Source organism: Chitinivibrionales bacterium, assembly GCA_014728215.1.
In the GTDB taxonomy this organism is placed as follows: Bacteria; Fibrobacterota; Chitinivibrionia; order Chitinivibrionales; family WJKA01; genus WJKA01.
Genome location: WJLZ01000100.1, coordinates 1 through 20222, shown reverse-complemented (window position 1 = coordinate 20222; position 20222 = coordinate 1). Strand labels below are relative to the sequence as shown.

The window sequence follows — 20222 nt, the reverse complement described above, 5'->3', positions numbered from 1 at the left end:
ATTCTTGTATTTAACTCTTACACCATAGACCTGACAAATACTTCCGGTTTAGTATCCTTGCCTTTTATGCGGCTCATTATCAGGCTTCGCTTGTTTTTGTCAAACTTATCCAAAACGGACTAAGCCTTTGAGCCTTTTGCAAGCAAAACATAAACAATATCGGCAATACGTGCTGCCATAAGGGGGGGGACAGCATTGCCGATTTGCTTTGCAATCTCTATCTTGGTTCCCATAAAAACGAAAGGATCTGGAAAAGATTGAAATCGTGCCGCTTCTCTATGCGTTATCGGTCTATGCTGTTCCGGATGTAAGTATCGGCCCTTTTCCGGTTTGTAAAATTCAGTCCTCATAGTAAAAGCCGGCCTGTTCCACCATAATCTGCCGAACAAGTCGGTCCCACCCGATTTTTTTCGAATCCAGCATTGTGGAGTTAATTCAGGTGCTCGTTTTTGAAGGTCGAATCTATTCATACCTTCCTTAGGAATTGAACGATATCTTTTCATGCTCATCGGCGTGGGTGTTCTGCCGAAATGAAGGTCTAATGGCGGAGCAACATCACGGATGTCTGTCCCGGTGGGAGGAGGTAAATCGGATATAGCGTCCCGGACAGTTTGCCATTTTGCCGGCGACGGAAGGAAATCTGTACCTCCTGAAAAGTCTAATTTGCTCTGATAGTGGCCATTACCATTAGGATTATAATGCGTCCTGCGAGGAGGAAATAGAAATGATGGGTCTCCAACTCGTGAGCCAATTATTATTGCCCTTATTCGTGTTTGTGGAACCCCATAATCCGCAGCACAAATCTTGCCGGAATCAACTTTGAAACCAAGTTTTTCCGCGATACCGACAATCTCGCCATGTTCGAAAGTTCCGAGCAATTGCGGAACATTTTCTATCACAAAGACTTTCGCATCGCTTCTTTCAACAACTTCTAAATATGGCCGCCATAATTGCCGCCGGAGATCATTATCCCGGTTCCGATTTAAGAGGCTGAAACCTTGGCATGGAGGGCCTCCAATTACAACATCTGCCTTGGGGATTGTTACGGTTTTATCTTCTAAAATATCTACAATATCTCCGGCATGGCAGTGGTTCCCGAAATTTGCGTTATATGTATCTACACAATACTTGTTGAAGTCATTTGCCCAAATCGGCTTAAAATGGTGCCCCAAAGCTTCTGTGAAGCCCAAGGTCATGCCGCCCGCCCCGCAAAACAAGTCAATCAGTTTAAAGGTCGGCTTTTGCTTGGGCAGATCACCTTCGCTTCTTAGACCATAAACCTGCTCGTCTTCCCTACAGAAAAAGGCTTTCGGATCCGGAATTTTATATTTTTTCTGTTTTGCCATAATCTCTTAACTGTTTGTTATTTAATGCTTTAGCCCCAGCTCGGGGCGTGTCTTGGGGGCGCTCTTCTTAAAATACCTTATTTCAAGCTCCAATCATACCCTTTCTTTGCCGCCGACTATAATTTATTGTTATTTACATATTGCAAACATTTTCTCATAGTGAGTAGCCCCATTGTTGGAACTTTTAGTAGCCCCAAATTGCCGAATACATTCTAAGGGATGAACATAAATTCCCTGTACATTTGAACCGTCACATTTCTACTACTAATAATTAGAAATCACCGTTATTATTCATGGAGTTTATATAAAAATCGCACTGGTAAAATCAAAGCAAAATCTTCAAAAATCGCTTGTCAGCAGAAAACAGGCTGAAGGAAAGCTTTCTGCAAAAATCGCTATCCCCTCGAATGCCACCCGAAAATAGTATCGTGCGGTTTGAGATCTTCGGACAGCGGCCGGGAGACCGTATCGAGTTTCTCCCGGTCTTCGGGGTCGAGTGACCATCCCACTGTCCCGCAATTTTCTTCAACCTGTTCGGGTCTGGAGGCGCCGGCAATGACCGAAGTAACGCCCTCGCGGTCGAGGAGCCATCTGAGAGCTGTCTGGCTCAGGGATTTGTTGTGTTTTGTCGCGATCTCTTCGAGGCAGTCGACAACGGTGAGGACTTGCGGGAACCGGTCCTTGTCAAACAGACGGTTATAGGCGCGAGGATCATTTGATTTCGGGCGGTCATCGATCGAACGGAACCGTCCTGCTAAAATCCCCTGGGCAAGGGGCGAGTAGGTGAATATCGCGATCGAATGCTTTTTGCATAAAGCAAGGATATTTTTTTCAACCGAGCGCCACAGAAGACTATAGCAGGGCTGGAGCGAATCGATAACCGACAGGTCGCCGTCAAACTCCTCCCATTCCGGCTCCATCCAGTTGGAGACTCCGATCGTCCGGATTTTCCCTTCATCCTTGAGCTTTATCAGTTCATTGATTGTGTCGGCAAGGGGGACATTTTTCGGCGGCCAGTGCTGCTGAAAAAGATCAATATAATCGGTGTTGAGCAGCCGAAGCGATTGTTCGAGACTTCGCCTGATCTTATCCGGACGGCTCATCGTGTGGGTGAATTTCGTGGCGATCACCACCTTGTCCCGTTTCCCTTTAATCGCCTTGGCAACCAGCTCTTCGGAATGCCCGTTGCCGTAGGCCGCTGCGGTATCGAGAAAATTGACGCCCTGATCGAGGGCATGTTCAACTGTCCGGATAAATCGGGTATCATCAGAGGTGGCCCATCCCGAGGCCTGCCAGCAGCCGAGGCAGAGACGGGAAATGGTAATGGGGGGAGTGCCGAAAGTTGTGTGTTCCATAAAAAGAAATTACCCGGGGTTTATGATTATGGACAGCTGATTATACAGGGAAAAGAAAATAATATCCGGTTCGGGGAAGATAATATTCTCAACAGGATAAAAGTACCCCTTACGAGTTTGCACCATGCAGGTATTCTCTTATTCGCTGAAAGCCCGGAACGCTTCCAGCATGCCTGATTTCACCATCCACGATAAGCACCGGGGTCATGAGGATGCCCACCGATTCGGCAATTTTTTCGCAGGGCCTGAGCGCTTCATCCAGCTCCGGACTCCATCGAGCCGCAATGCCGTCAACTTCCGAAGCATAGGGTGAAGTCGGGGGAGGATTTTCGATCAGTGCATAGATCTCGTGCATACCTACCTCGATTCCGACTTTGGTAAGGACATGTTTGGCCGTGCCGGGAATGAGATTTTTTCTTTGGGCAATCTCCCGTGCCCGGGGAGAGTCAAAGCTGATATGATCGAGGGCAACCGATATTCCACTCTCCTCTGCCGCTTTGGTGACCAGAGAGCCCATCAGCGCGCATCGTGGACAGGGCGGCTCGGTTCCGATGACAATAACAGAAACAGTCATAGTATGCTCCTTTTAGGTTTAAGCAAGAATATAAATATCGGTTACCGATATCGGCAGCCTTCAGGCTTATGATGAACCGTTATGTTCTGTCTTTTTTGTTTTTTGATGAGGCGGTTAGTGAAAAGATCCTTGAAATCTCAAAAGGTCTGATATCAGGTATCGGTACTCGGCTTTTCTCTCGATTGTGCAGCAATTAATATATTTTTAAAGATTACCCGTTCAAAATTAACTTCAATCAATTTTGAACGGAGTAGTGGAGTACTCAATAAGCGGTATAGAATAATAAATTCCAGTTTCCATGGCTACTGTTCATAAAGCAATAATCCTTTTCCTGGTACTCGCTCTTGGGCTCCCGCTCCTGTTTTATGTCGACAGCCGGCTTGAGCTGAAGCGGTCATCGCTTATAAAGGCCTCACCGCACGAAGCCCGGGCCATATTCAAAGCCCTTCACCGGAACATCTACAGCGCATTCGATTATTCGACCGAGAGTGAAATCTACGATGCCTTGAGTAAGAGTATTGACGGCGAGCTGCTGACAAAGGTGTATACCGAAGTCTATGAGGGCCTTGTGCTTCGGGAAGAACATCAGGGGGCGCTCACAAAAATATTTTCGGTCGATATTCTCTCTTCAGAACTCATTGAAACAGAGAGGTCGAAAAAAAGCTCAAAGCCCTCCTTCGGGATCCGGTGTACCTGGGAAGTCAACAGTATTCTCAAACATTGGGGCCATTTTCATCCACGAACAAACCGGTACGAAGGGGTCTATACCCTGGTTTTAAATGATGCGGTATGGAAAATAGTCGATAATACGATCCTGTCGCAGAAACGGGTCGACAGGGATTGGACAAATACCATGACCGACAGTCTGGAGATTTTTCTTCAGGAAAATACCAGAGATACGCTCCACAGACGGAGGGAATTTAATTAACCATGATGATAACGGTAAAGGATGCCTCTTTTTCCTATTCACCCGGCAGCTTCAGCATTCATGTTCCCGAAATAACTATTCCTCAGGGAAGTAAAACCGCAATCGTGGGCCCTTCGGGGTGCGGCAAAACAACATTACTGTACCTGATAGCCGGTATTTTGTCTCCGCAAAAGGGGACAATCAGATGTGATAACCAAGTGTTTTCATCCTTACCCGACAAAGAGAAACGGAATTTCCGCATTGCGAATATCGGTTTTGTTTTTCAGGAATTCGAACTTCTGGAATATCTGACCTGTTATGAAAATATCCTTCTTCCGCTCTATGTTTCCGACCAAACGAACGTACCCGCAAAGAGCGGCGACAGGGTCGTTTCCGTTGCAGAGTCTGTGGGCGTTGCGGCCCTTTTGGATAAATATCCGGAGCGCATCTCTCAGGGAGAGCGGCAACGGGTGGCATTGTGCAGAGCCTTGATCAATAATCCATCACTGATTTTAGCCGATGAGCCGACCGGGAACCTTGATCCAAACACGGCGCTTCATATCATGGAGCTTTTGGAGGACCAGGTGACACACAGGAGATGTACATTCTGTATGGTCACGCACGATCATTCCCTTTTAGACAGGTTCGACAGGGTTGTTGATTTTACTTCGTTACTAAAGGGAGAAAGGGCATGAGAGGACTTTTTCACCTTACCGGACGGTATATGATGTATCACTGGGGAAAGACTCTTGTGCTGATTCTTTCTCTGGGGATACTCTTTTTGCTGCCTGTGGCAATCACCTTTCTTGTCAATCATTACAACCGGGTACTGATGATTCGGGCGCAGAAAACGCCGTTGATTATCGGCGCAAAGGGGGACCGGTACGATCTGGTTCTCAAATCGCTCTATTTCTCCACCGATTATAACCGGTCAATTTCAATGGCCGATATCGATTATATCAGAGATCAGGGGTGGGGCACGGTGATTCCGCTTCATGTACGCTTTACTGCCCGGCCTTTTGCGAACGAAACATCACCGGTAACAGCCGCCATTTCGGCCCCCATCGTGGGAACCGAATTGTCCTATTTCGAATTCCGGGATATTGATGCCAACGAGGGCTCTTTTCCTCTCTATCTGGGTGATGCTGTCGTAGGGAAGGAGTTTGCGGAAAAAACGGGCGTCGGCATTGGAGATTATCTTGTCTCGAATCCGAAAACCTTGTATGATCAGGCCCGGACCTATCAGCTCAAAATGCCGGTGGTGGGTATCCTCGAAAAATGCGATTCTCCCGACGACATGGCTGTCTTTGTGGACCTGAAAACAGCATGGGTGATTGAGGGGATCGGCCACGGTCATGAGGACCTGACCGCGATACAGGATCCCGCCATTGTTGATAAAATGCGCAGTAGTGATACAAACGTTGTCGGCACATCGAAGGTGATCCAATATCAGGAGATCACCGCTGCCAATCGTAAAACCTTCCATTTCCATGGTGACCGAGAGCATTTTCCGGCAACCTCCTGCATCCTGGTTCCCGAAAGCGCGAAGATGTATACCATTGCCCGGGGAAGGTTTACGGTCCATGAGACCAGGGATGCACTTGTGCCGGAGATAGTCATTGAAGAGCTTATGGGATTTGTTTTCAGAATCAAGCGATTTTTTGATGCCAATTTTGCGGTTGTGCTGGCGTCAATGGTCTGCTTGACCGCTCTTGTGTTTACGCTTTCCTATCGTTTACGGAAAAGAGAATTCTCGGTGCTGCATAAGATCGGCTGTTCCCGATGGACGGTTGGTGTGCTGGTGGCGGGAGAAATTCTCGCTATATGCATGGCAGGTGGAATTATCGCCCTTATCGGGGCACTCGCCCTTGTCAGGGTTATTCCTCTGGTTATCACAATTCTTTAAAAGGAGTCGGAGACAATGTTTGTACGGCAGATTTGGAGATTTATGCTCATTGCGGGTTCGGCGGGTATCCTGTTTTCGCTGCAGGCAGGACCAAAGAATGAAAAACCGGTTGTATATACAACTTTTTATCCGACACAGTATTTCACCCAAAGGATCGGGGGAAATGATGTTGCTGTTGTAAACCCTGTTCCTGAAAATGAAGACCCCATTTTCTGGCTTCCTCCGAGGGAAATAATCCGGAAATACCACAATGCCGATCTGATTGTTCTCAATGGAGCGGGGTTCGAAGAATGGGTTGATATGGTGACGCTTCCCCGGGAAAAGGTCGTTGTTACCGCATCTCCTTTAAAAAATGAATTTATCACCTATGAAAAAGCGGTGACGCACAGTCATGGTCCCGGCGGCGAACATGCCCACGAAGGACTTGACGGACACACCTGGCTGGATCCGGTGTACGCGAAAGTTCAGGCTGAGCGGATTCAGGAGGCGCTCATCGAGCTGCTTCCGGAAAAGAAAGAAACTCTTGCCGGGCGGTTTCGTTCCCTCATCGATGACCTGGATAATCTCGATAAAAAACTTAAAGCTTTAGGGAAAAACGAAATCCCCTTGCTTATGTCTCATCCTGCATACAATTACATTGCCCGCCGTTATAAATGGAGCATAATCAATCTCGATCTCGACCCTGAAAAGATGCCTTCACACGAACATGTAAAGGACATTGCAACCATTGTCTCTAAGACACATGCCCGCTACCTTGTCTGGGAAGGCCCGCCGGAAGAGAATGTTAAAAAACATATTTCCGAAAAATGCGGCCTTACAAGTATCCTCTTCAGCCCTTGCGAATTACTTGGTCGCAAGGAACGCGAGAAGGGACTCGATTATATGAAAATCATGAATCGCAATATAGAGAATATCAGTAACGCTTTCAACTAGGATCTGGTACCGGTGCACCGAACGATCACAAAAAAAATCGCTTCTCTGTTTCTTTTCTTTCTACTGGCTATCCCCGGGTTTGGCCACGATGTTGTTGTTAATTCCATTCATTTGTATTTCGATACCACTCCGGTTGAGACCAAACTCATTATCGATGCTGAAGTAAGTCTCTATCGTATGGGGCTTTTACCCGATGATATCTCATTGAGAAGAGATGTCATCGCTTCACGGATGCCCACGATCCTTGAATATCTTAAGAAAAGTATTCTTTTCACGCTTGATGGTGAGCCGGTTTCCTATATTACCTTTGAGTTCGGCAAAACAATCGAGGAGGTGGAGGCTGGGGAGATGTTTCCGGTTTTCCCGGTGAAAGTAAAATTTCCCATACCAACCGATGCACAGCGGCTGGGTATAGAGCTCAATACGCTTTCATCGGATTATGAATTAGCGAACACTCCCGTGGCAATCCGCGAACTCAAGCAGCTCCCTCTGGTGGGTGTTTTTTTGCATCTTCCCGGAAAGGAGCGGGCTTCATTACGCCTTGCAAAGGATGGTTCCAGAACCTTTCTGAAGCTCGAAAATGGAATGCCGGTGATTCAAACGGATATGAAATCGGCAAAGGATGATGTTTCATTCGATTCATTGGTCACCGTGGCGGCACAAGCCCGTTTTGCAAAATTTATTCATCTGGGATTTTTCAATATTATTCCATCGGGGAAAGAGCATGTGCTCTTTGTTCTGGCACTTCTGTTTATCGCCGTTAATGCAGGCATGGTTGCCCGTCAGGTGGGACTCTTTGCCGGAGCGTATATTTTCGCTCTTTTCCTGGTAACAGGGGGTGGCCTGTCGATCTCAATCAATCATGCCGAAGCATTGGTGGCCTTTTCTGCGGCCGCCGTGGGTATCGAAAACGTTTTCAGCCGGAAACTTTCCCATGCCCGTCTCGTTTTCCTGCCCCTCTTCGGGTTCCTTCACGGCTATTATTCGGCGACCTTGCTCACGCCGTTCATGCTTGGTACCGATAGTCCTCTGGTGGTTGCCGGCGCCTATTCGCTGGGAAGTATCGGAGGTATAGCAATGATTTTATGTGCAGGTGCAGCTTTAACGGTATGGTTTTGGAAAAAAGAGTGGTATTATAGCCGGATCACTGTGCCGGTCAGTATGGGCTTGGCGCTTTTCGGACTTTTTTTCGGACTGAAAAGCCTTCTGGGATGATAGCCTCGCCGATTGCAGCAAAAAACATCTTCGTGAAATATTTTCCATTTTTTTGTCCGTTTTTTTATTATATTCTATAATAGCTCATATGTTGGTGTAGGCAGATCTGCTGCCCGGCTTACTGCAAAGTAAAGTCCTTCTGTAAGAATATATTTAATAACTTTCTGAATCAATAAATACTATACTTATTGATTGATTTTAAGGCGAATTAATCACCGGTATGTTCCGTATCAGACATTTAAAATTTATTATAGTACCTTTTCTACTGGTTTTTTCCTGCACGATCCTCGATCCGGGGGAGCCGGGTAATTTAGTGCCGCCTACGGTGGATGACGATCCTGATTTATCTTCCTTACGCATAAACGATACAAAGCTTTATGTAGAAACGTTCGGCGATCCGGTCGATGATATTATTATCTTCCTCCATGGCGGTCCGGGATTGGATTTCCGTTATCTCACCCGCCTTGATACGCTTCAAGACTCATATTTCTGTGTTTTCTGGGACCAGCGGAGCACCGGATTGTCCCGTCGTCATGATAAAGAAGAAATCACCATCGATTTATACATTGAAGATCTTCACCAACTGATTGATCATTATCAGGAATCGGCAAATCAACAGGTATATCTTGTGGGGCATTCCTGGGGCGGGATGTATGCGGCGGCATATATTTCAGAGCATCCCGACAACGTCGACAAGGCAATTCTTATTGCAAGCGGTCCTTTTACCAGTGATGAATGGCCGTTGTCCTATCCGCCGCTTTCAGACCCCCGTCTTCATACAGTACTCTGGAACAGTCAGTTTATGACAGTGGGGACATCACATGAAAAACTGGACTATATGTTTAAAACGATCATGCCCGAGCTGCTTCCACGGACATATAATTGCAGCAAATACGATCCTGTGCCTTCAGTGAGAGGAGGCGGTATGTGCAATGCGGTTCTTCTTGCCGACAAAAACGGGTATCTGGATTTTGATTTTACCGATGGACTCGATTCATTTACCCGGCCGGTCCTTTTTATTTCCGGCTCGGATGATAACGTTTTCGGCCGTGAATTTCAGAAAAAACAGATGGACTTTTTTTCCAATTATCAGAGTGTGGAAATAGACAGCGCAGGGCATGATATCGGATGGATACAGCATGAAAAAGTTGCATCGAAAATCAGACAATTTATCCGTCAATAATAATCCCGGATACCATAAAAAATGATTGTGGTAAATATTTTAAAAAAATACTGTAGTAATCATCTCATTATTTTAATGCTCCTCGCTATTTTGACAGGCAGTGTTTCTGTCTTTCCCAAGGGCATTCACCATCCCGCAGGAGTTTTTCCCAACAGCTTTCTGTTCGGTTTCAATTTCGATCCCTCCTTCACATTGAATGTAGGATATGCTCGTGTTCTTTTTCTGGGTGAGAATAAATGGCCTCTGACTCTCTCGGCTGATTTTACAACACCGGTAATGCTTATGACCGGACAGAATTACATTATGGAAGCCGGAGCAATGGTTCCTGTGTATCAGTATAATAATCTGAAATTTGTCAATTCATTTACCACCCGGCTCATGCGTCAGGAAAACTGGGTCGCGGCCGACCATACGATCACTCTTGAGGAGGGATTGTTGCCCGGGTTCTATCATGAAGACTTCTATATCGCCCTCGAAGCTTCTTTTGCCTGGTTCATGTTGACCCATAGCGCTCATTCCGAAAAGTATAAAAAAAATGTTTACGAAGATGTCGTTGACGGTTGGTACGGGAGTGCCGGGGGAAAATTCGATTTCGGAATCAGAGGCGGCATTGTTTTCCTACAAAAATGGGGAGTAAACCTCCGTACCGGCATGCGGGTTGACGAGCGCTTTCAAATTACCTACAGCGGAGCGCCGGTATATGTAAACCTTGCAATGAACTACGCATGGTAGGGTGAATTTCGGGTTTACGCTAACTCGGTCCTACCGATGCTCCGCCATCAACATAAAGGTGCTGTCCGGTTACAAATGAAGCTCCTTCACTCATGAAAAAACATATGGTACAGGCGATTTCCTCGGGCGGCGCTACCCGTTTCATGGCAGTCATGTTCGTATATCGTTGGTAGCCCTCACTGCCCACCGGGTTATTCCGGTTGAACATTTCGGTTGCGGTTGGTCCGGGAGAAATCGCGTTGACCGTAATTCCATACCGGGCCAGCTCAAGGGCCCAGGTCTGGGTAAAACTTACCAACCCTGATTTTGCCGAGGCATACACGCCCCGATAGGGGACGCCGGAAGTCACCAGGCTGGCAATATTAACCACCCGTCCATAATTCTTTTCTTTCATGGCCGGTGCAACCGCCTGCATGCATTGTACCGCAACCCGTACGTTGACTTCATAGACATCACGAAGATCTTTCAGGGTGATTTCTTCCAGAGGCGCCGGACGGACTATTCCAACATTATTAACCAGGCCGTCGACAGAATGGCGGGAAGTAATATCTTTTAAAACATCCGCTGTAGCGTTTTCATCCAGTACATCGACCTGAATGTATTCGCCGGGAAAATCGTGTACTTCACGACGGGCCAGGCCGATAATAAAATGGTCCTGCTTTGAAAGCATCTCTGCCGTTGCACGGCCGATACCCGTGCTCGCGCCGGTTATTAGAGTGGTGTGTTTATTCATGATAATACTCCTTGCCGATCAGATTTATCGAGACAGCAGCTAAAAATAATAAATGAATATGATCGATGCAGGAAAGATGATTTGAGGAAATGTTTCGTCGAAGATTACAGGAATACTCGCTGTTCTGAAAACTATATTATTTATCTTGTTTCACCTTTCAGCCGGGAAGGATCTGCATATGTCGCCAATGAAATTTGCCCTTATCGGAACAGGTAATATTGCCGTTACCTATGTAAAGGCAGCGAAGAAATGCGAGAATGCGGAAATAGCCGCAGTCGTGTCCCGCTCCAAAGAACGGGCCCAATCGTTTGCAGGTGAACATGGTATCCCCGAATCGAGTGATAGAATGGATGGTATCGAGGGTGATTTTGAAAGTGTCATTGTTGCCACCCCGAACGGTCTCCACTGGCGGGATACCTGTGTGGCCGCTGCTTTAGGAAAGCATGTTTTGACCGAAAAACCGCTGGATATTTCCATGAAAAGTATGGAGCGGATGATTCTTACGTGCAAAGAGACCGGGGTCACCCTCGGGGTCGCCTATCAGCATCGGTTTCATCCTGTTAATAAGGCGATAAAAGAATTGCTCGAAAGGGGAGCGTTGGGGCAAGTGCTTGCAGTGGATGTCAGTGCAAAATTTTACCGGGGTCAAAAGTATTACGACAGCGCCGACTGGCGCGGGACCTGGGACATCGACGGTGGCGGGCCATTCATGCAACAGGGTGCCCATACGATCGATCTGATGGGGTGGTTTTTCGGGAAACCAAAAACGATTATCGCAAAAACCGCCACCTTGGCGCATACAATTGCGGTTGAAGATCATGGGGTCTGCATTATGGAGTTTGAAAATAGAGCTTTGGGCACTCTCACCGCATCAACAATCACCAAACCCGGCTATAATCCCCGTATCGAGGTCTTCACCGATAAAGGCTCTTTTATTCTGGTAAATAACAGTATTGTTGAGTGGAATATCGATGGTATCGAAAATCCCGGGGCTGCAGGCAATCTCAGCTCCCATTCAGGAGCGTCATCGGCAGCAGTCGCCGATACATCCCTTCATGAACTGGCCATACAGGATTTCGTTGCAGCAGTTGCAGAAAACCGGGCTCCTTTTGTAAATGGTGAAGAAGCATCACGGGCAACGGAAATTATTCTGGCAGTATATGAATCGGCCGGAACAGGGTCGGTTGTTTCACTGTAATGCAAAATTATGATTGCATCATAATCGGTGCGGGTCCGGCAGGAATAATGGCTGCAATCGGTGCGGCGGCAAAACAAAGCCGGGTTGCCATAATCGAAAAGAATACTTATCCCGGCGCAAAGTTGCGGATTGCTGGCGGAGGTCGGTGCAATCTCTCCAATGCAGTTCCGCCATCGATGATGGCTGCGAAATTCGGCAGTCAAAAATCATTTGTCAAAAATGCGCTTTATGCGTTTGATTCAAATAACGTACAGGAATTTTTTTCATCGATTGAGCGCCCCACGGTAATCGATGAGAACAACAGGATCTATCCGGCTTCGATGCGGGGTGTCGATGTCGTATCGGCGCTGGAGCAAGCGGCTCGCTCCAAAGCAGTCGATATTCTGCTGAACACTCGTCTTGAAGCAATCGTGACCAAAGACGGCTCGGTTTCCGGCGTAAGGGCCTCGGGGAATTTTGTATCCACGCCTGTCGTCATCTGCGCATCCGGAGGCATGACCTGGCCGCAGGCCGGCGGCTCATCGGAAACATACGATTGCATTCGCCCAACCGGCCACACGATTGTCGAGCCGCGATGTGCGCTTGCCGGACTTCATATTGATAACAATCCATTTCGTGCCTTCGCCGGCATTTCGCTTGATGATTGTGAACTGTCAATTGCCGGCGCTGGAAGGCGCAGTTCCCGGGTGCGGTGTCGCGGGGAACTGGTTATAACCCATAAAGGACTTTCGGGACCTGTTGCACTCGATATTTCGGGAGAAATTTCACGACGGCTCTACTCAGGGGGTGAAGTGAATATCGACATTAATTTTATTCCATTATTCTCAGAAGATCGTTTGGCGGCACAATTCAACATATGGCGGAAAGTAAGCGGCGGAAAGCTGGTTAAAAATGTACTTTCTGAGCTGCTCCCTCAGTCGCTTGCCGGGCTTTTGTGCAATCGATGTGATAATTGCGGCGCCATTCGCATGGGTGATTTAGGATCCAAAGTCCAGCATGCTTTGATACAGGCGATGACCTCATTCCCGGTCCGGATTACCAGTGTTGATTCGAAGGAAAAGGCCATGGTGACGAGTGGCGGTGTTATACGAGATGAGATCGATCCCCGGACCATGCAGAGCAGACGTATTAACGGATTGTATTTCTGTGGTGAAGTTATCGATGTCGATGGGCCATGCGGGGGATACAATATCCACTGGGCGCTGGCAAGCGGGTACGCGGCCGGAAACCATGCAGCAGCTTACGCCGCTAACACCGGAACAGGAGAAAATCCTTAAGTGCGTTTTTTCAGTAAATCGATATAGATCTCATAATCATTTTGCGAGAAACAGCAAAAGATAATCTCGCAGACATAATCGTGAGTATTGACATAATCACCGCAGGCCTTTACGGCGATTTTTGCAGCTTCGTCTGAAGGATAACCATAAACTCCGGTACTGATAGAGGGAAAAGCGATGCTTTTGCATTCATGTTTTTGTGCGAGAGACAGCGAATTGCGGTAGCATCCATATAACAATTCGGGTTCGCCTTTGGTCCCGCCTCTCCACACCGGACCGACCGTATGAATTACATATTTTGCGGGAAGGTTATATCCTTTGGTGATTTTGGCTTCACCGGTATTGCAGCCGCCCAGCGTTTTGCACTCTTCCAGGAGTTCGGGCCCTGCCGCACGATGAATCGCGCCGTCAACGCCCCCGCCGCCCAAAAGCGATTTGTTTGCCGCGTTGACTATGGCATCGACATGCAAGGTGGTGATATCGGAGTGAACGACTTTCATAACACTTACGCAAGCACAATCTCTTTTCGTTCCTTTGCAGACTCATAGATAGCCAGAATCAATTGTACCGCTTTGCGGGCTTCACGGCCGTTAAGAACGAAATCATTGCCCGATTCCAGTGAATCGATGAATGCCCTGAAATTGCGCGTGTGATTGGTGTGTTTGATTGCGGCGGGATCGTCAACACTCCCGAGACCGTCAACCTGGCCGAACTGCTTTCTTATCGTGGCGTCTTCAGGCCGTTCATCGGCGAACTGCCAGACCGTAAAACTGTCTTCGAGGTAGACAACCGTCCCTTTGGTGCCGGAGATCTCGAACCGTTTGAACTGTCCGGGGAATGATGCGCTGGTACCATAGATTATTCCCAGCGCGCCGCCTTTGAAACGGAGCGCTGCGGCCGCCGTATCTTCGGCTTCAATTTGCGGATGTCCTCTATTGTCGGCATAGGCCATCACCGATTCGACCGGCGGCATGAGGTCACAAAGCATATCGATCATGTGACACGATTGATTCATCAGCGCACCACCGCCGTCGAGTTTCCAACTACCGTGCCATGAGTTTGTATAGTATTCATCACTGCGCCACCATGGAACATAGACACCGGCATAGGTAATCGTGCCGAATCGCCCCGACTGGATCGCATCCCGAAGAGGCTTCTGTGCATCGGTAAAGCGGTTCTGAAAGATGCCGCCCAAAAGAGTCCCGGCCTTTTTATGTGCCTCGACCATAGCATCGACACGATCGAGTGTTACCTCGAGCGGTTTCTCACAAATTGCGTGTTTACCGCCCTCTGCGGCAGCAATGACCGGTTCCATATGGGCGCCGCTGGGAGTGGCAACCGTAATAATATCAATCTCATCGCTGTGGGCCATATCGTCAAGAGAATCAAACCCTTTACAGGAATGTTTTTCTGCAAACTGTTTTGTTCGATCAGCTACGGCGTCGTAGCATCCTGCAATTTTTGCGTTGGGAATATCGCCGATTGCCTTTGCGTGAAAATCGGCAATCAAGCCAGTGCCGACTATTCCAAAATTATATGTTTTCATAACAACCCCGTTTCTTATTTACATTCCAATCCAACTTCATCGGACATTTTTCGTACCGCTGCAATTGCTTGAGAAAAAAGCTCCGGTCCGGTATGACCACCAAACTGTCCGCCCTCCTGGAGATGAGGTTCCATGGTCATGCAGCCTGAATAGTCCATTGCCGCAAGCTCTGCCAGAAGCTCCTTTATCTGACCATCGCCTTCGCCGGGCATGCTTCCAAGTTTTTCCGATCCCAGTTTCCAATCCTTGATATGGATATGGGCGATATAGGGTTTCATAAGCGGCCAGCACCGGGTGATATTATCGGTGATTTTTTGCCCCCACACAAAATTGGCCGAATCATAGACCAGGCGAAGGTTCGGAGAATCGATTGTTTCTACAATATCTTTACAATTTTCCGCACTGTGACCGTAAATACCCGTTTCATTTTCGTGGACCATGATAACATCGATACCCGAAAGAAGCTCTACTTTCTGCGCCATCCGGTCCATAACCCGGTCCCGCAAATCATCAATGTTCAGATCACCGGGAGCATAATAGCTGAACATGCGGACAAAGGGGGTTTCAAAGAATTGCGCCAGCTCGATGGCATGTTTGAATTTTTCAAGATGAGGTTCAAAGGGTTCATCAAGCGATACTTTTCCAATTGGTGAACCGATTGCACTTACCTTTATGCCGTTGTCATCCAGCATCTTTTTGGCTTCTTTTAATTCCGATTCGGAAAGGGCCATTACATTTTTGCCGTTAAGAAAGCGAATCTCAATGTATTCAACCTTCTCTTTAACAAGAAAATCGACCTGTCCTTTTAAATCGTTTGTTACTTCATCTGCAAATGCACTCAGTTTAGCCATTGGTAGTTACTCCTGTTTTAATTATCCAATATTTTTTCGGTACTTTTACGTTCGGTATTTTCCAGACGAATACCCGGTACTTTAATTCCGGTTTATTTCTCGAATCCGGCTGCCTTATCGGGTAATTCCCGTTTAATTTCATTGAGACGGTATCCGAACCCGCTTCCTCCAAGAGTCGACAGGTCGACCCGTCCGTTACGCCTCTTGTAAAGGCCCGGGTGAACGGTTTCCTCTGCCGCCGATGCCGCCGGATAGAATTGCATACCGTTGGTTTCCACGCCCATGATAGTCCCGGCATATGCTGCGAGCCGGCAGTGGGGGACTTGTGCCAGCATGGGATTTGTCAGATCCTGCACCATAAGGGTCATACCATGCGCCTTTGCCCAGCACATGCTCAGCAGGGCACCGGTTTGGGTCTTGCAGGTTTTCAGGGCCACACCGGTCCATCCAAGACTTCTTCCCAACCGGACGATTTTCCAGTCGTGGGCGCTTTCATCCATGAACAACGGTTTCCGTGCCGATACACTGTGGACATCGATCCGGTTCGATTCGAGATCGTAGGGGAATGGTTGTTCAACATAGAGAATCATCTGGTAAATATGTGGGTACTCAATAATCAATTTGTCTAAAATGTCATTAACATAACCGGGATCGGTGACGGTGCAGTTGAAATCACTGGTAAGCCAGAGTACGCCATTGTCCAGAGATATTCTTCCTACTTTAACCAGCCGGTCATAATCCCATTCCGCATCGTTGCCCCGGAGTTTGACTTTCAGGCATTTCAGGCCGTCACGTTTAATCCATTCGGTAAGCAGCACCGGATACCCATCATCGGGTTCATTACCGGTCAGCTCAGAGTCATCTAAAAGATCTTTTCCGCCCACCAGATGCCAGGCAGGCATGGTTGCAGGCACATTTTCTCTAAAATAGTCGGCAGGATATTTGCCTTCAAAGGATACCGACGAATTCTCTGCAGGTTCCAGAAACGATGAAAGATCGCGGTTCATATATTCTTTTGTATAGGTTTCATACACATCTTTACCCAGGAGATTTCCATAGGCGTCATGGACTGCGATGTCGAATGTGGAACAGCAGACCAGGGCTGCCAGCCGGGGCATTTTTTCTTTAAGACCCGACGATGCATTGAGTTTTTCCAATAACCCCAAAAGAACATCTTCAATATAGTCGTTACCCAGTTCCATCGGATGGCCCGATTTGTCGTAGTGTGCCCAGGATTCGGCGAGCATGGTGCAGAACTGTTTCATCGCCTCGTGACGATCCTGATAGGAGAGTGCGTTACTGGGCCAGGCCCACTGCACACTGAGCGGTGTCTCACCCCATCCATGAGCTTTTTGTCCCGAGGTATCGGCGACCGTGGCACATACGCGGGCACAGGTTACCGATGTCAGCGTTTCAGGACCGAATTTAAGCGGAACGCGGGTTTCTACCGGAAGAAAATAAAGATCGACTGATTTAAGAGAAATATCCGTTTTCATAAGCTCCTCGCCGGTTTGAATTTAACAGTGCCGGTGGAAAGCAACTGCTTTTTGATTTTATGTAATCCCCTGTGGGGCTGCTATTCGATTGATTAAAAAGGCAGCTGGTTTTTGATGTCGACAACGCCGTTTGCGTGAGTCTTACTATCGATTGTTTGGCTTGTAATGCTATATCCCGAATGGCATTGGTTGCAATCCATGATATCATGGTTCGTCCGGTCAAAGCCGTGATGACCTCCTGCGATTGCAGCCGTGTCATGACATGCCGTGCACCTTCCACCGATTGCATCATCTAAAGATACGGTCGCACCGGTGCCCTGATAAAAATTGCCGTGACAATAGACATTGGAACAGCTCTGTTGCGATTGATTGAATTGCCCGGTTCCCTTTGGATCGAATGCATCGCCGAAAGTAACATCGATTTGCCGGTTACAGTGGAGCGAATCGTTTATTCCATATCTACCATAATAACCGGCGTGACAGGCTTGGCATTTCTTATCATATTGCCCGGCATGAATAGCATGATAGGGGTTCTGCGTGATCGCAAGATGCTCGGCAGGATCGCCATGACAGCTTCCGCAACTCGCGTGATCACCGATTTGAATCGATACCGTATTACCTTCTTCGAAATTACCGTGGCAATAGAGATTGTCGCAGGTACGTGATGCTTTGTTGAAACTCCCTGCCATGGAGGGATCCCAGTAACCGGAAAAGGCAACGTTGGTATCCCCATCATGATGGGTTTCAGCGACCTCCAGAGGGTCTGCACTGTTGCCTTCGTGGCAGGCATCACAATCGAACTCCAGCGTATCAACGTGTACTTTGTGTTGTGCGGTTGCCGGAGGGATTGAATGACAAATTCCGCATTGGGCGGTGGCTGCATCATCAACATCCTGCCCCAACTCACTGCATCCGGTAGCCAGTAAAAACACTGTTGAAAACGTTACTGCCACTGTCACATATTTCATTTTTTATCAATTCCTTAAAATTTTCATCGCTCTCAGATTACCGGTTGCGGTTAAAAGTTTTACTCTTCACCTTTCGACTTTTAACACTTCGACAAACTCAGTGTATCGCTTTCAACCTTTAACCCTGTTCTTACCCCGCTACCGCCGTTCATGACACCGTGCACACATGCTTCGCGTTTCGTGACACATTGTGCAGTTGTTTTTTCCGGTTTTGACATCCATGCCGTGGGAAAACCGGTAACCGGCAGGATGAATCTTGAAATCTGCCTGTCCCCGGTGGCACTGGTTACATTGCATTTCCTGATGGCATTGCAGGCAGCTCTGCTTATCGAAATTGGCCTCCATGCCATGGCCGCCTCTGCACAACCACCGGTTGGCATGGGACCGGGGCATCAGTGTATCGGAATCACCATGACATACTGCACAGTTTTCCGGTGCTTTTTTATTGTCGTGGCAGGTGAGACACTCTTCCATAAGCGGGTAATTTGCGCTTTTGTAAAAACGTTTCGTGTTATCGGTAGTCGTATGACAGCGTTGACACTCTTCTTCACGGGGGTGATGTCTCACGTGAGAGAACGTTACATTGTGAAGCTGCGCCTGGCTTGAAGGTATTCCAAACAGGAACCGTCGTTCTTTTTTCTCTTCTTTATGGCAGCTCCGGCAATCGGTGGAAATGTTGTTTTCCTTATGGCATACACCGCAGTTTTCGTGCATAATCTCCATGCCTTCAACACCCTTATGGCATTGTGCGCACTCTTTGATCCGGTCATCATTGTCGTGTTTGTGGTGGCAGGTTATGCACTCGGTTACGCCGCCTTTTTCGTGCCCGATATGGGACATTTTGACCGCGGGCATCGAAAAATTAAATGTTTCCTTGAAGGCGCCGGTGTCATCGCCGGTAATATGCCGCTGGACATCAGTAACCGTGACCGTATCGGTACTTATCGTTTCATCGTTGTTTTTGCCATATCCGATAAGCGCTCCCATACCCACAACGAGGGGCAGTGCAAGTAAAGCCTTGTGAAAAACTCTTGTGAAACGGTATTCGGATTTTTTGTTGATCATTACAAATCTTCTGTCTTCCAGAAACGGTGAAGTCGTATTTCCGATATAAATAGAAATCTGATATCTCGCTCGTATACTTGATTAGTCAGGTATTCGATTTGCGGTTCGATAACGAGTTCCAGTGATGGTACGAAAAAAGGCAGATACAAGCGGGTGAATCCGAAAATACCGGTAGCCCGCTGCCAGGTGGTATCATCGTCGATCCGGTAATGATACAGTCTCCCCTGCGCTCCGGCTTCAAGAAATTTGAAAATCTGGTAGGTGTATCCCGGAGAGAGTTGATAGCTCTGGCCGTTGACGCCTTTGAGCATGGTAAAATGGACCGTCGCGCCTTTGAAATAGACATTCGTACCGATCATATGGTCGGTACCGTCGTCAAAGACCCGTGCCGTATAATCGGCATAGGCATAGGTATTCCGGTTGATGTAATAGCCGAGTTCCACACCTGTTTGGGTGAATTCTTCGAGAATCATTTTCTCGTAAAAGTTGACCGAGTCGATCAGTTCGGCCTGTTTTTCGAAATGAATACGTGCCGTTACCGGGCCGAGAAAAGAGTACTGAAACTGGCCCCCTGCTTTTTCCAGGGTACTGCTGTTGATTTCATAGCGTGCGAACCCTTTGATATTGCCACGGTAACCCAGGCGGTATTCGGCTTTACCGGAGGCCCGCAGAAGGTCATCGAGCGATTCACACTGTTCCGCAGTTAATCCGATCCCGGCGATTAGATTCTGTCCAATAAAAAAATCGCTCCAGAAGCCACCGACATAACGATCGGTATTTTCCTGAAAGATGTCCTCGTTATAGCGTGAGGGGACCTGAAGTCCGCCATAGCCCGAAAGATGAGCAAATTGTCCGAATTTATAGGATATGTTCAGTCCGTCAAAATATCTTCCGGGGGTGGAAAAGTTATATAACCACTGACGGCCCGCTCTGAAAT

Annotated in this window: 20 protein-coding genes; 9 read left to right on the top strand and 11 right to left on the bottom strand. The window is 47.7% G+C overall.

Annotation, left to right across the window (positions count from 1 at the left end):
- Positions 1 to 17: 17 nt before the first annotated feature.
- The 4 genes from GF401_07785 to GF401_07770 form a co-directional block, all read right to left on the bottom strand.
- Positions 18 to 113 carry a hypothetical protein gene (locus GF401_07785; protein ID MBD3344947.1) on the bottom strand — a complete coding sequence of 32 codons (96 nt, stop codon included), beginning with the start codon at positions 111 to 113 and terminating at the stop codon, positions 18 to 20.
- 6 nt (positions 114 to 119) lie between these two features.
- The gene (dcm, locus tag GF401_07780; protein ID MBD3344946.1) at positions 120 to 1346 is read right to left on the bottom strand and encodes a DNA (cytosine-5-)-methyltransferase; all 1227 of its coding nucleotides are present in this window, start codon (positions 1344 to 1346) and stop codon (positions 120 to 122) included.
- Positions 1347 to 1741: 395 nt separating this feature from the next.
- Complete coding sequence (locus GF401_07775) at positions 1742 to 2701, bottom strand: aldo/keto reductase (GenBank protein MBD3344945.1); 960 nt, start codon at positions 2699 to 2701, stop codon at positions 1742 to 1744.
- Positions 2702 to 2810: 109 nt separating this feature from the next.
- Complete coding sequence (locus GF401_07770; protein ID MBD3344944.1) at positions 2811 to 3275, bottom strand: hypothetical protein; 465 nt, start codon at positions 3273 to 3275, stop codon at positions 2811 to 2813.
- A gap of 298 nt (positions 3276 to 3573) precedes the next feature.
- On the opposite strand from GF401_07770, the gene GF401_07765 reads away from it, so the two are divergent.
- The 7 genes from GF401_07765 (at position 3574) to GF401_07735 (ending at position 10151) form a co-directional block, all read left to right on the top strand.
- Positions 3574 to 4203 carry a hypothetical protein gene (locus GF401_07765; GenBank protein ID MBD3344943.1) on the top strand — a complete coding sequence of 210 codons (630 nt, stop codon included), beginning with the start codon at positions 3574 to 3576 and terminating at the stop codon, positions 4201 to 4203.
- A gap of 5 nt (positions 4204 to 4208) precedes the next feature.
- Positions 4209 to 4877: an ATP-binding cassette domain-containing protein gene (locus GF401_07760; protein ID MBD3344942.1), complete on the top strand. Its 669-nt coding sequence runs from the start codon at positions 4209 to 4211 to the stop codon at positions 4875 to 4877.
- A complete protein-coding gene (locus tag GF401_07755) occupies positions 4874 to 6088 on the top strand; it encodes an FtsX-like permease family protein (protein MBD3344941.1) in 1215 nt (404 codons plus the stop codon). The genes GF401_07760 and GF401_07755 overlap by 4 nt, the downstream gene beginning before the upstream one ends.
- 15 nt (positions 6089 to 6103) lie before the next feature.
- A complete protein-coding gene (locus tag GF401_07750) occupies positions 6104 to 7021 on the top strand; it encodes a hypothetical protein (protein MBD3344940.1) in 918 nt (305 codons plus the stop codon).
- Between the two features lie 12 nt (positions 7022 to 7033).
- Positions 7034 to 8236: a hypothetical protein gene (locus GF401_07745; GenBank protein ID MBD3344939.1), complete on the top strand. Its 1203-nt coding sequence runs from the start codon at positions 7034 to 7036 to the stop codon at positions 8234 to 8236.
- Positions 8237 to 8456: 220 nt separating this feature from the next.
- Complete coding sequence (locus tag GF401_07740; GenBank protein ID MBD3344938.1) at positions 8457 to 9419, top strand: alpha/beta fold hydrolase; 963 nt, start codon at positions 8457 to 8459, stop codon at positions 9417 to 9419.
- A gap of 21 nt (positions 9420 to 9440) precedes the next feature.
- Positions 9441 to 10151: a hypothetical protein gene (locus tag GF401_07735; protein MBD3344937.1), complete on the top strand. Its 711-nt coding sequence runs from the start codon at positions 9441 to 9443 to the stop codon at positions 10149 to 10151.
- Positions 10152 to 10170: 19 nt separating this feature from the next.
- On the opposite strand, the gene GF401_07730 is transcribed toward GF401_07735, so the two are convergent.
- Positions 10171 to 10884 carry an SDR family oxidoreductase gene (locus GF401_07730; protein ID MBD3344936.1) on the bottom strand — a complete coding sequence of 238 codons (714 nt, stop codon included), beginning with the start codon at positions 10882 to 10884 and terminating at the stop codon, positions 10171 to 10173.
- 178 nt (positions 10885 to 11062) lie between these two features.
- Between GF401_07730 and GF401_07725 the strand changes: the two genes are divergently transcribed.
- A complete protein-coding gene (locus GF401_07725) occupies positions 11063 to 12082 on the top strand; it encodes a gfo/Idh/MocA family oxidoreductase (protein ID MBD3344935.1) in 1020 nt (339 codons plus the stop codon).
- Complete coding sequence (locus tag GF401_07720) at positions 12082 to 13359, top strand: aminoacetone oxidase family FAD-binding enzyme (protein MBD3344934.1); 1278 nt, start codon at positions 12082 to 12084, stop codon at positions 13357 to 13359. The genes GF401_07725 and GF401_07720 overlap by 1 nt, the downstream gene beginning before the upstream one ends.
- Here the strand turns inward: GF401_07720 and GF401_07715 are convergent.
- The 6 genes from GF401_07715 to GF401_07690 all read right to left on the bottom strand — a co-directional run bounded on the left by GF401_07715 (position 13356) and on the right by GF401_07690 (position 19285).
- Positions 13356 to 13859 carry an O-acetyl-ADP-ribose deacetylase gene (locus GF401_07715; protein MBD3344933.1) on the bottom strand — a complete coding sequence of 168 codons (504 nt, stop codon included), beginning with the start codon at positions 13857 to 13859 and terminating at the stop codon, positions 13356 to 13358. The two genes, GF401_07720 and GF401_07715, sit on opposite strands and share 4 nt — an antisense overlap.
- 5 nt (positions 13860 to 13864) lie before the next feature.
- The gene (locus GF401_07710) at positions 13865 to 14905 is read right to left on the bottom strand and encodes a gfo/Idh/MocA family oxidoreductase (protein ID MBD3344932.1); all 1041 of its coding nucleotides are present in this window, start codon (positions 14903 to 14905) and stop codon (positions 13865 to 13867) included.
- Between the two features lie 14 nt (positions 14906 to 14919).
- Positions 14920 to 15756 carry a TIM barrel protein gene (locus GF401_07705; GenBank protein ID MBD3344931.1) on the bottom strand — a complete coding sequence of 279 codons (837 nt, stop codon included), beginning with the start codon at positions 15754 to 15756 and terminating at the stop codon, positions 14920 to 14922.
- 92 nt (positions 15757 to 15848) lie between these two features.
- Complete coding sequence (locus GF401_07700; GenBank protein MBD3344930.1) at positions 15849 to 17252, bottom strand: hypothetical protein; 1404 nt, start codon at positions 17250 to 17252, stop codon at positions 15849 to 15851.
- Between the two features lie 92 nt (positions 17253 to 17344).
- Positions 17345 to 18220, bottom strand: coding sequence for a hypothetical protein (locus tag GF401_07695; protein ID MBD3344929.1), 876 nt, complete (start codon positions 18218 to 18220; stop codon positions 17345 to 17347).
- 138 nt (positions 18221 to 18358) lie between these two features.
- A complete protein-coding gene (locus GF401_07690; protein MBD3344928.1) occupies positions 18359 to 19285 on the bottom strand; it encodes a hypothetical protein in 927 nt (308 codons plus the stop codon).
- Positions 19286 to 20222 lie beyond the last annotated feature (937 nt).

What these genes read in the sequence shown, in the direction of transcription:
- dcm (MBD3344946.1), bottom strand. Translation starts at nt 1,346, where the DNA reads ATGGCAAAACAGAAAAAATATAAAATTCCGGATCCGAAAGCCTTTTTC.
- GF401_07775 (MBD3344945.1), bottom strand. Translation starts at nt 2,701, where the DNA reads ATGGAACACACAACTTTCGGCACTCCCCCCATTACCATTTCCCGTCTC.
- GF401_07770 (MBD3344944.1), bottom strand. Translation starts at nt 3,275, where the DNA reads ATGACTGTTTCTGTTATTGTCATCGGAACCGAGCCGCCCTGTCCACGA.
- GF401_07765 (MBD3344943.1), top strand. Translation starts at nt 3,574, where the DNA reads ATGGCTACTGTTCATAAAGCAATAATCCTTTTCCTGGTACTCGCTCTT.
- GF401_07760 (MBD3344942.1), top strand. Translation starts at nt 4,209, where the DNA reads ATGATAACGGTAAAGGATGCCTCTTTTTCCTATTCACCCGGCAGCTTC.
- GF401_07755 (MBD3344941.1), top strand. Translation starts at nt 4,874, where the DNA reads ATGAGAGGACTTTTTCACCTTACCGGACGGTATATGATGTATCACTGG.
- GF401_07750 (MBD3344940.1), top strand. Translation starts at nt 6,104, where the DNA reads ATGTTTGTACGGCAGATTTGGAGATTTATGCTCATTGCGGGTTCGGCG.
- GF401_07740 (MBD3344938.1), top strand. Translation starts at nt 8,457, where the DNA reads ATGTTCCGTATCAGACATTTAAAATTTATTATAGTACCTTTTCTACTG.
- GF401_07735 (MBD3344937.1), top strand. Translation starts at nt 9,441, where the DNA reads ATGATTGTGGTAAATATTTTAAAAAAATACTGTAGTAATCATCTCATT.
- GF401_07730 (MBD3344936.1), bottom strand. Translation starts at nt 10,884, where the DNA reads ATGAATAAACACACCACTCTAATAACCGGCGCGAGCACGGGTATCGGC.
- GF401_07725 (MBD3344935.1), top strand. Translation starts at nt 11,063, where the DNA reads ATGTCGCCAATGAAATTTGCCCTTATCGGAACAGGTAATATTGCCGTT.
- GF401_07720 (MBD3344934.1), top strand. Translation starts at nt 12,082, where the DNA reads ATGCAAAATTATGATTGCATCATAATCGGTGCGGGTCCGGCAGGAATA.
- GF401_07715 (MBD3344933.1), bottom strand. Translation starts at nt 13,859, where the DNA reads ATGAAAGTCGTTCACTCCGATATCACCACCTTGCATGTCGATGCCATA.
- GF401_07710 (MBD3344932.1), bottom strand. Translation starts at nt 14,905, where the DNA reads ATGAAAACATATAATTTTGGAATAGTCGGCACTGGCTTGATTGCCGAT.
- GF401_07705 (MBD3344931.1), bottom strand. Translation starts at nt 15,756, where the DNA reads ATGGCTAAACTGAGTGCATTTGCAGATGAAGTAACAAACGATTTAAAA.
- GF401_07700 (MBD3344930.1), bottom strand. Translation starts at nt 17,252, where the DNA reads ATGAAAACGGATATTTCTCTTAAATCAGTCGATCTTTATTTTCTTCCG.
- GF401_07695 (MBD3344929.1), bottom strand. Translation starts at nt 18,220, where the DNA reads ATGAAATATGTGACAGTGGCAGTAACGTTTTCAACAGTGTTTTTACTG.
- GF401_07690 (MBD3344928.1), bottom strand. Translation starts at nt 19,285, where the DNA reads ATGATCAACAAAAAATCCGAATACCGTTTCACAAGAGTTTTTCACAAG.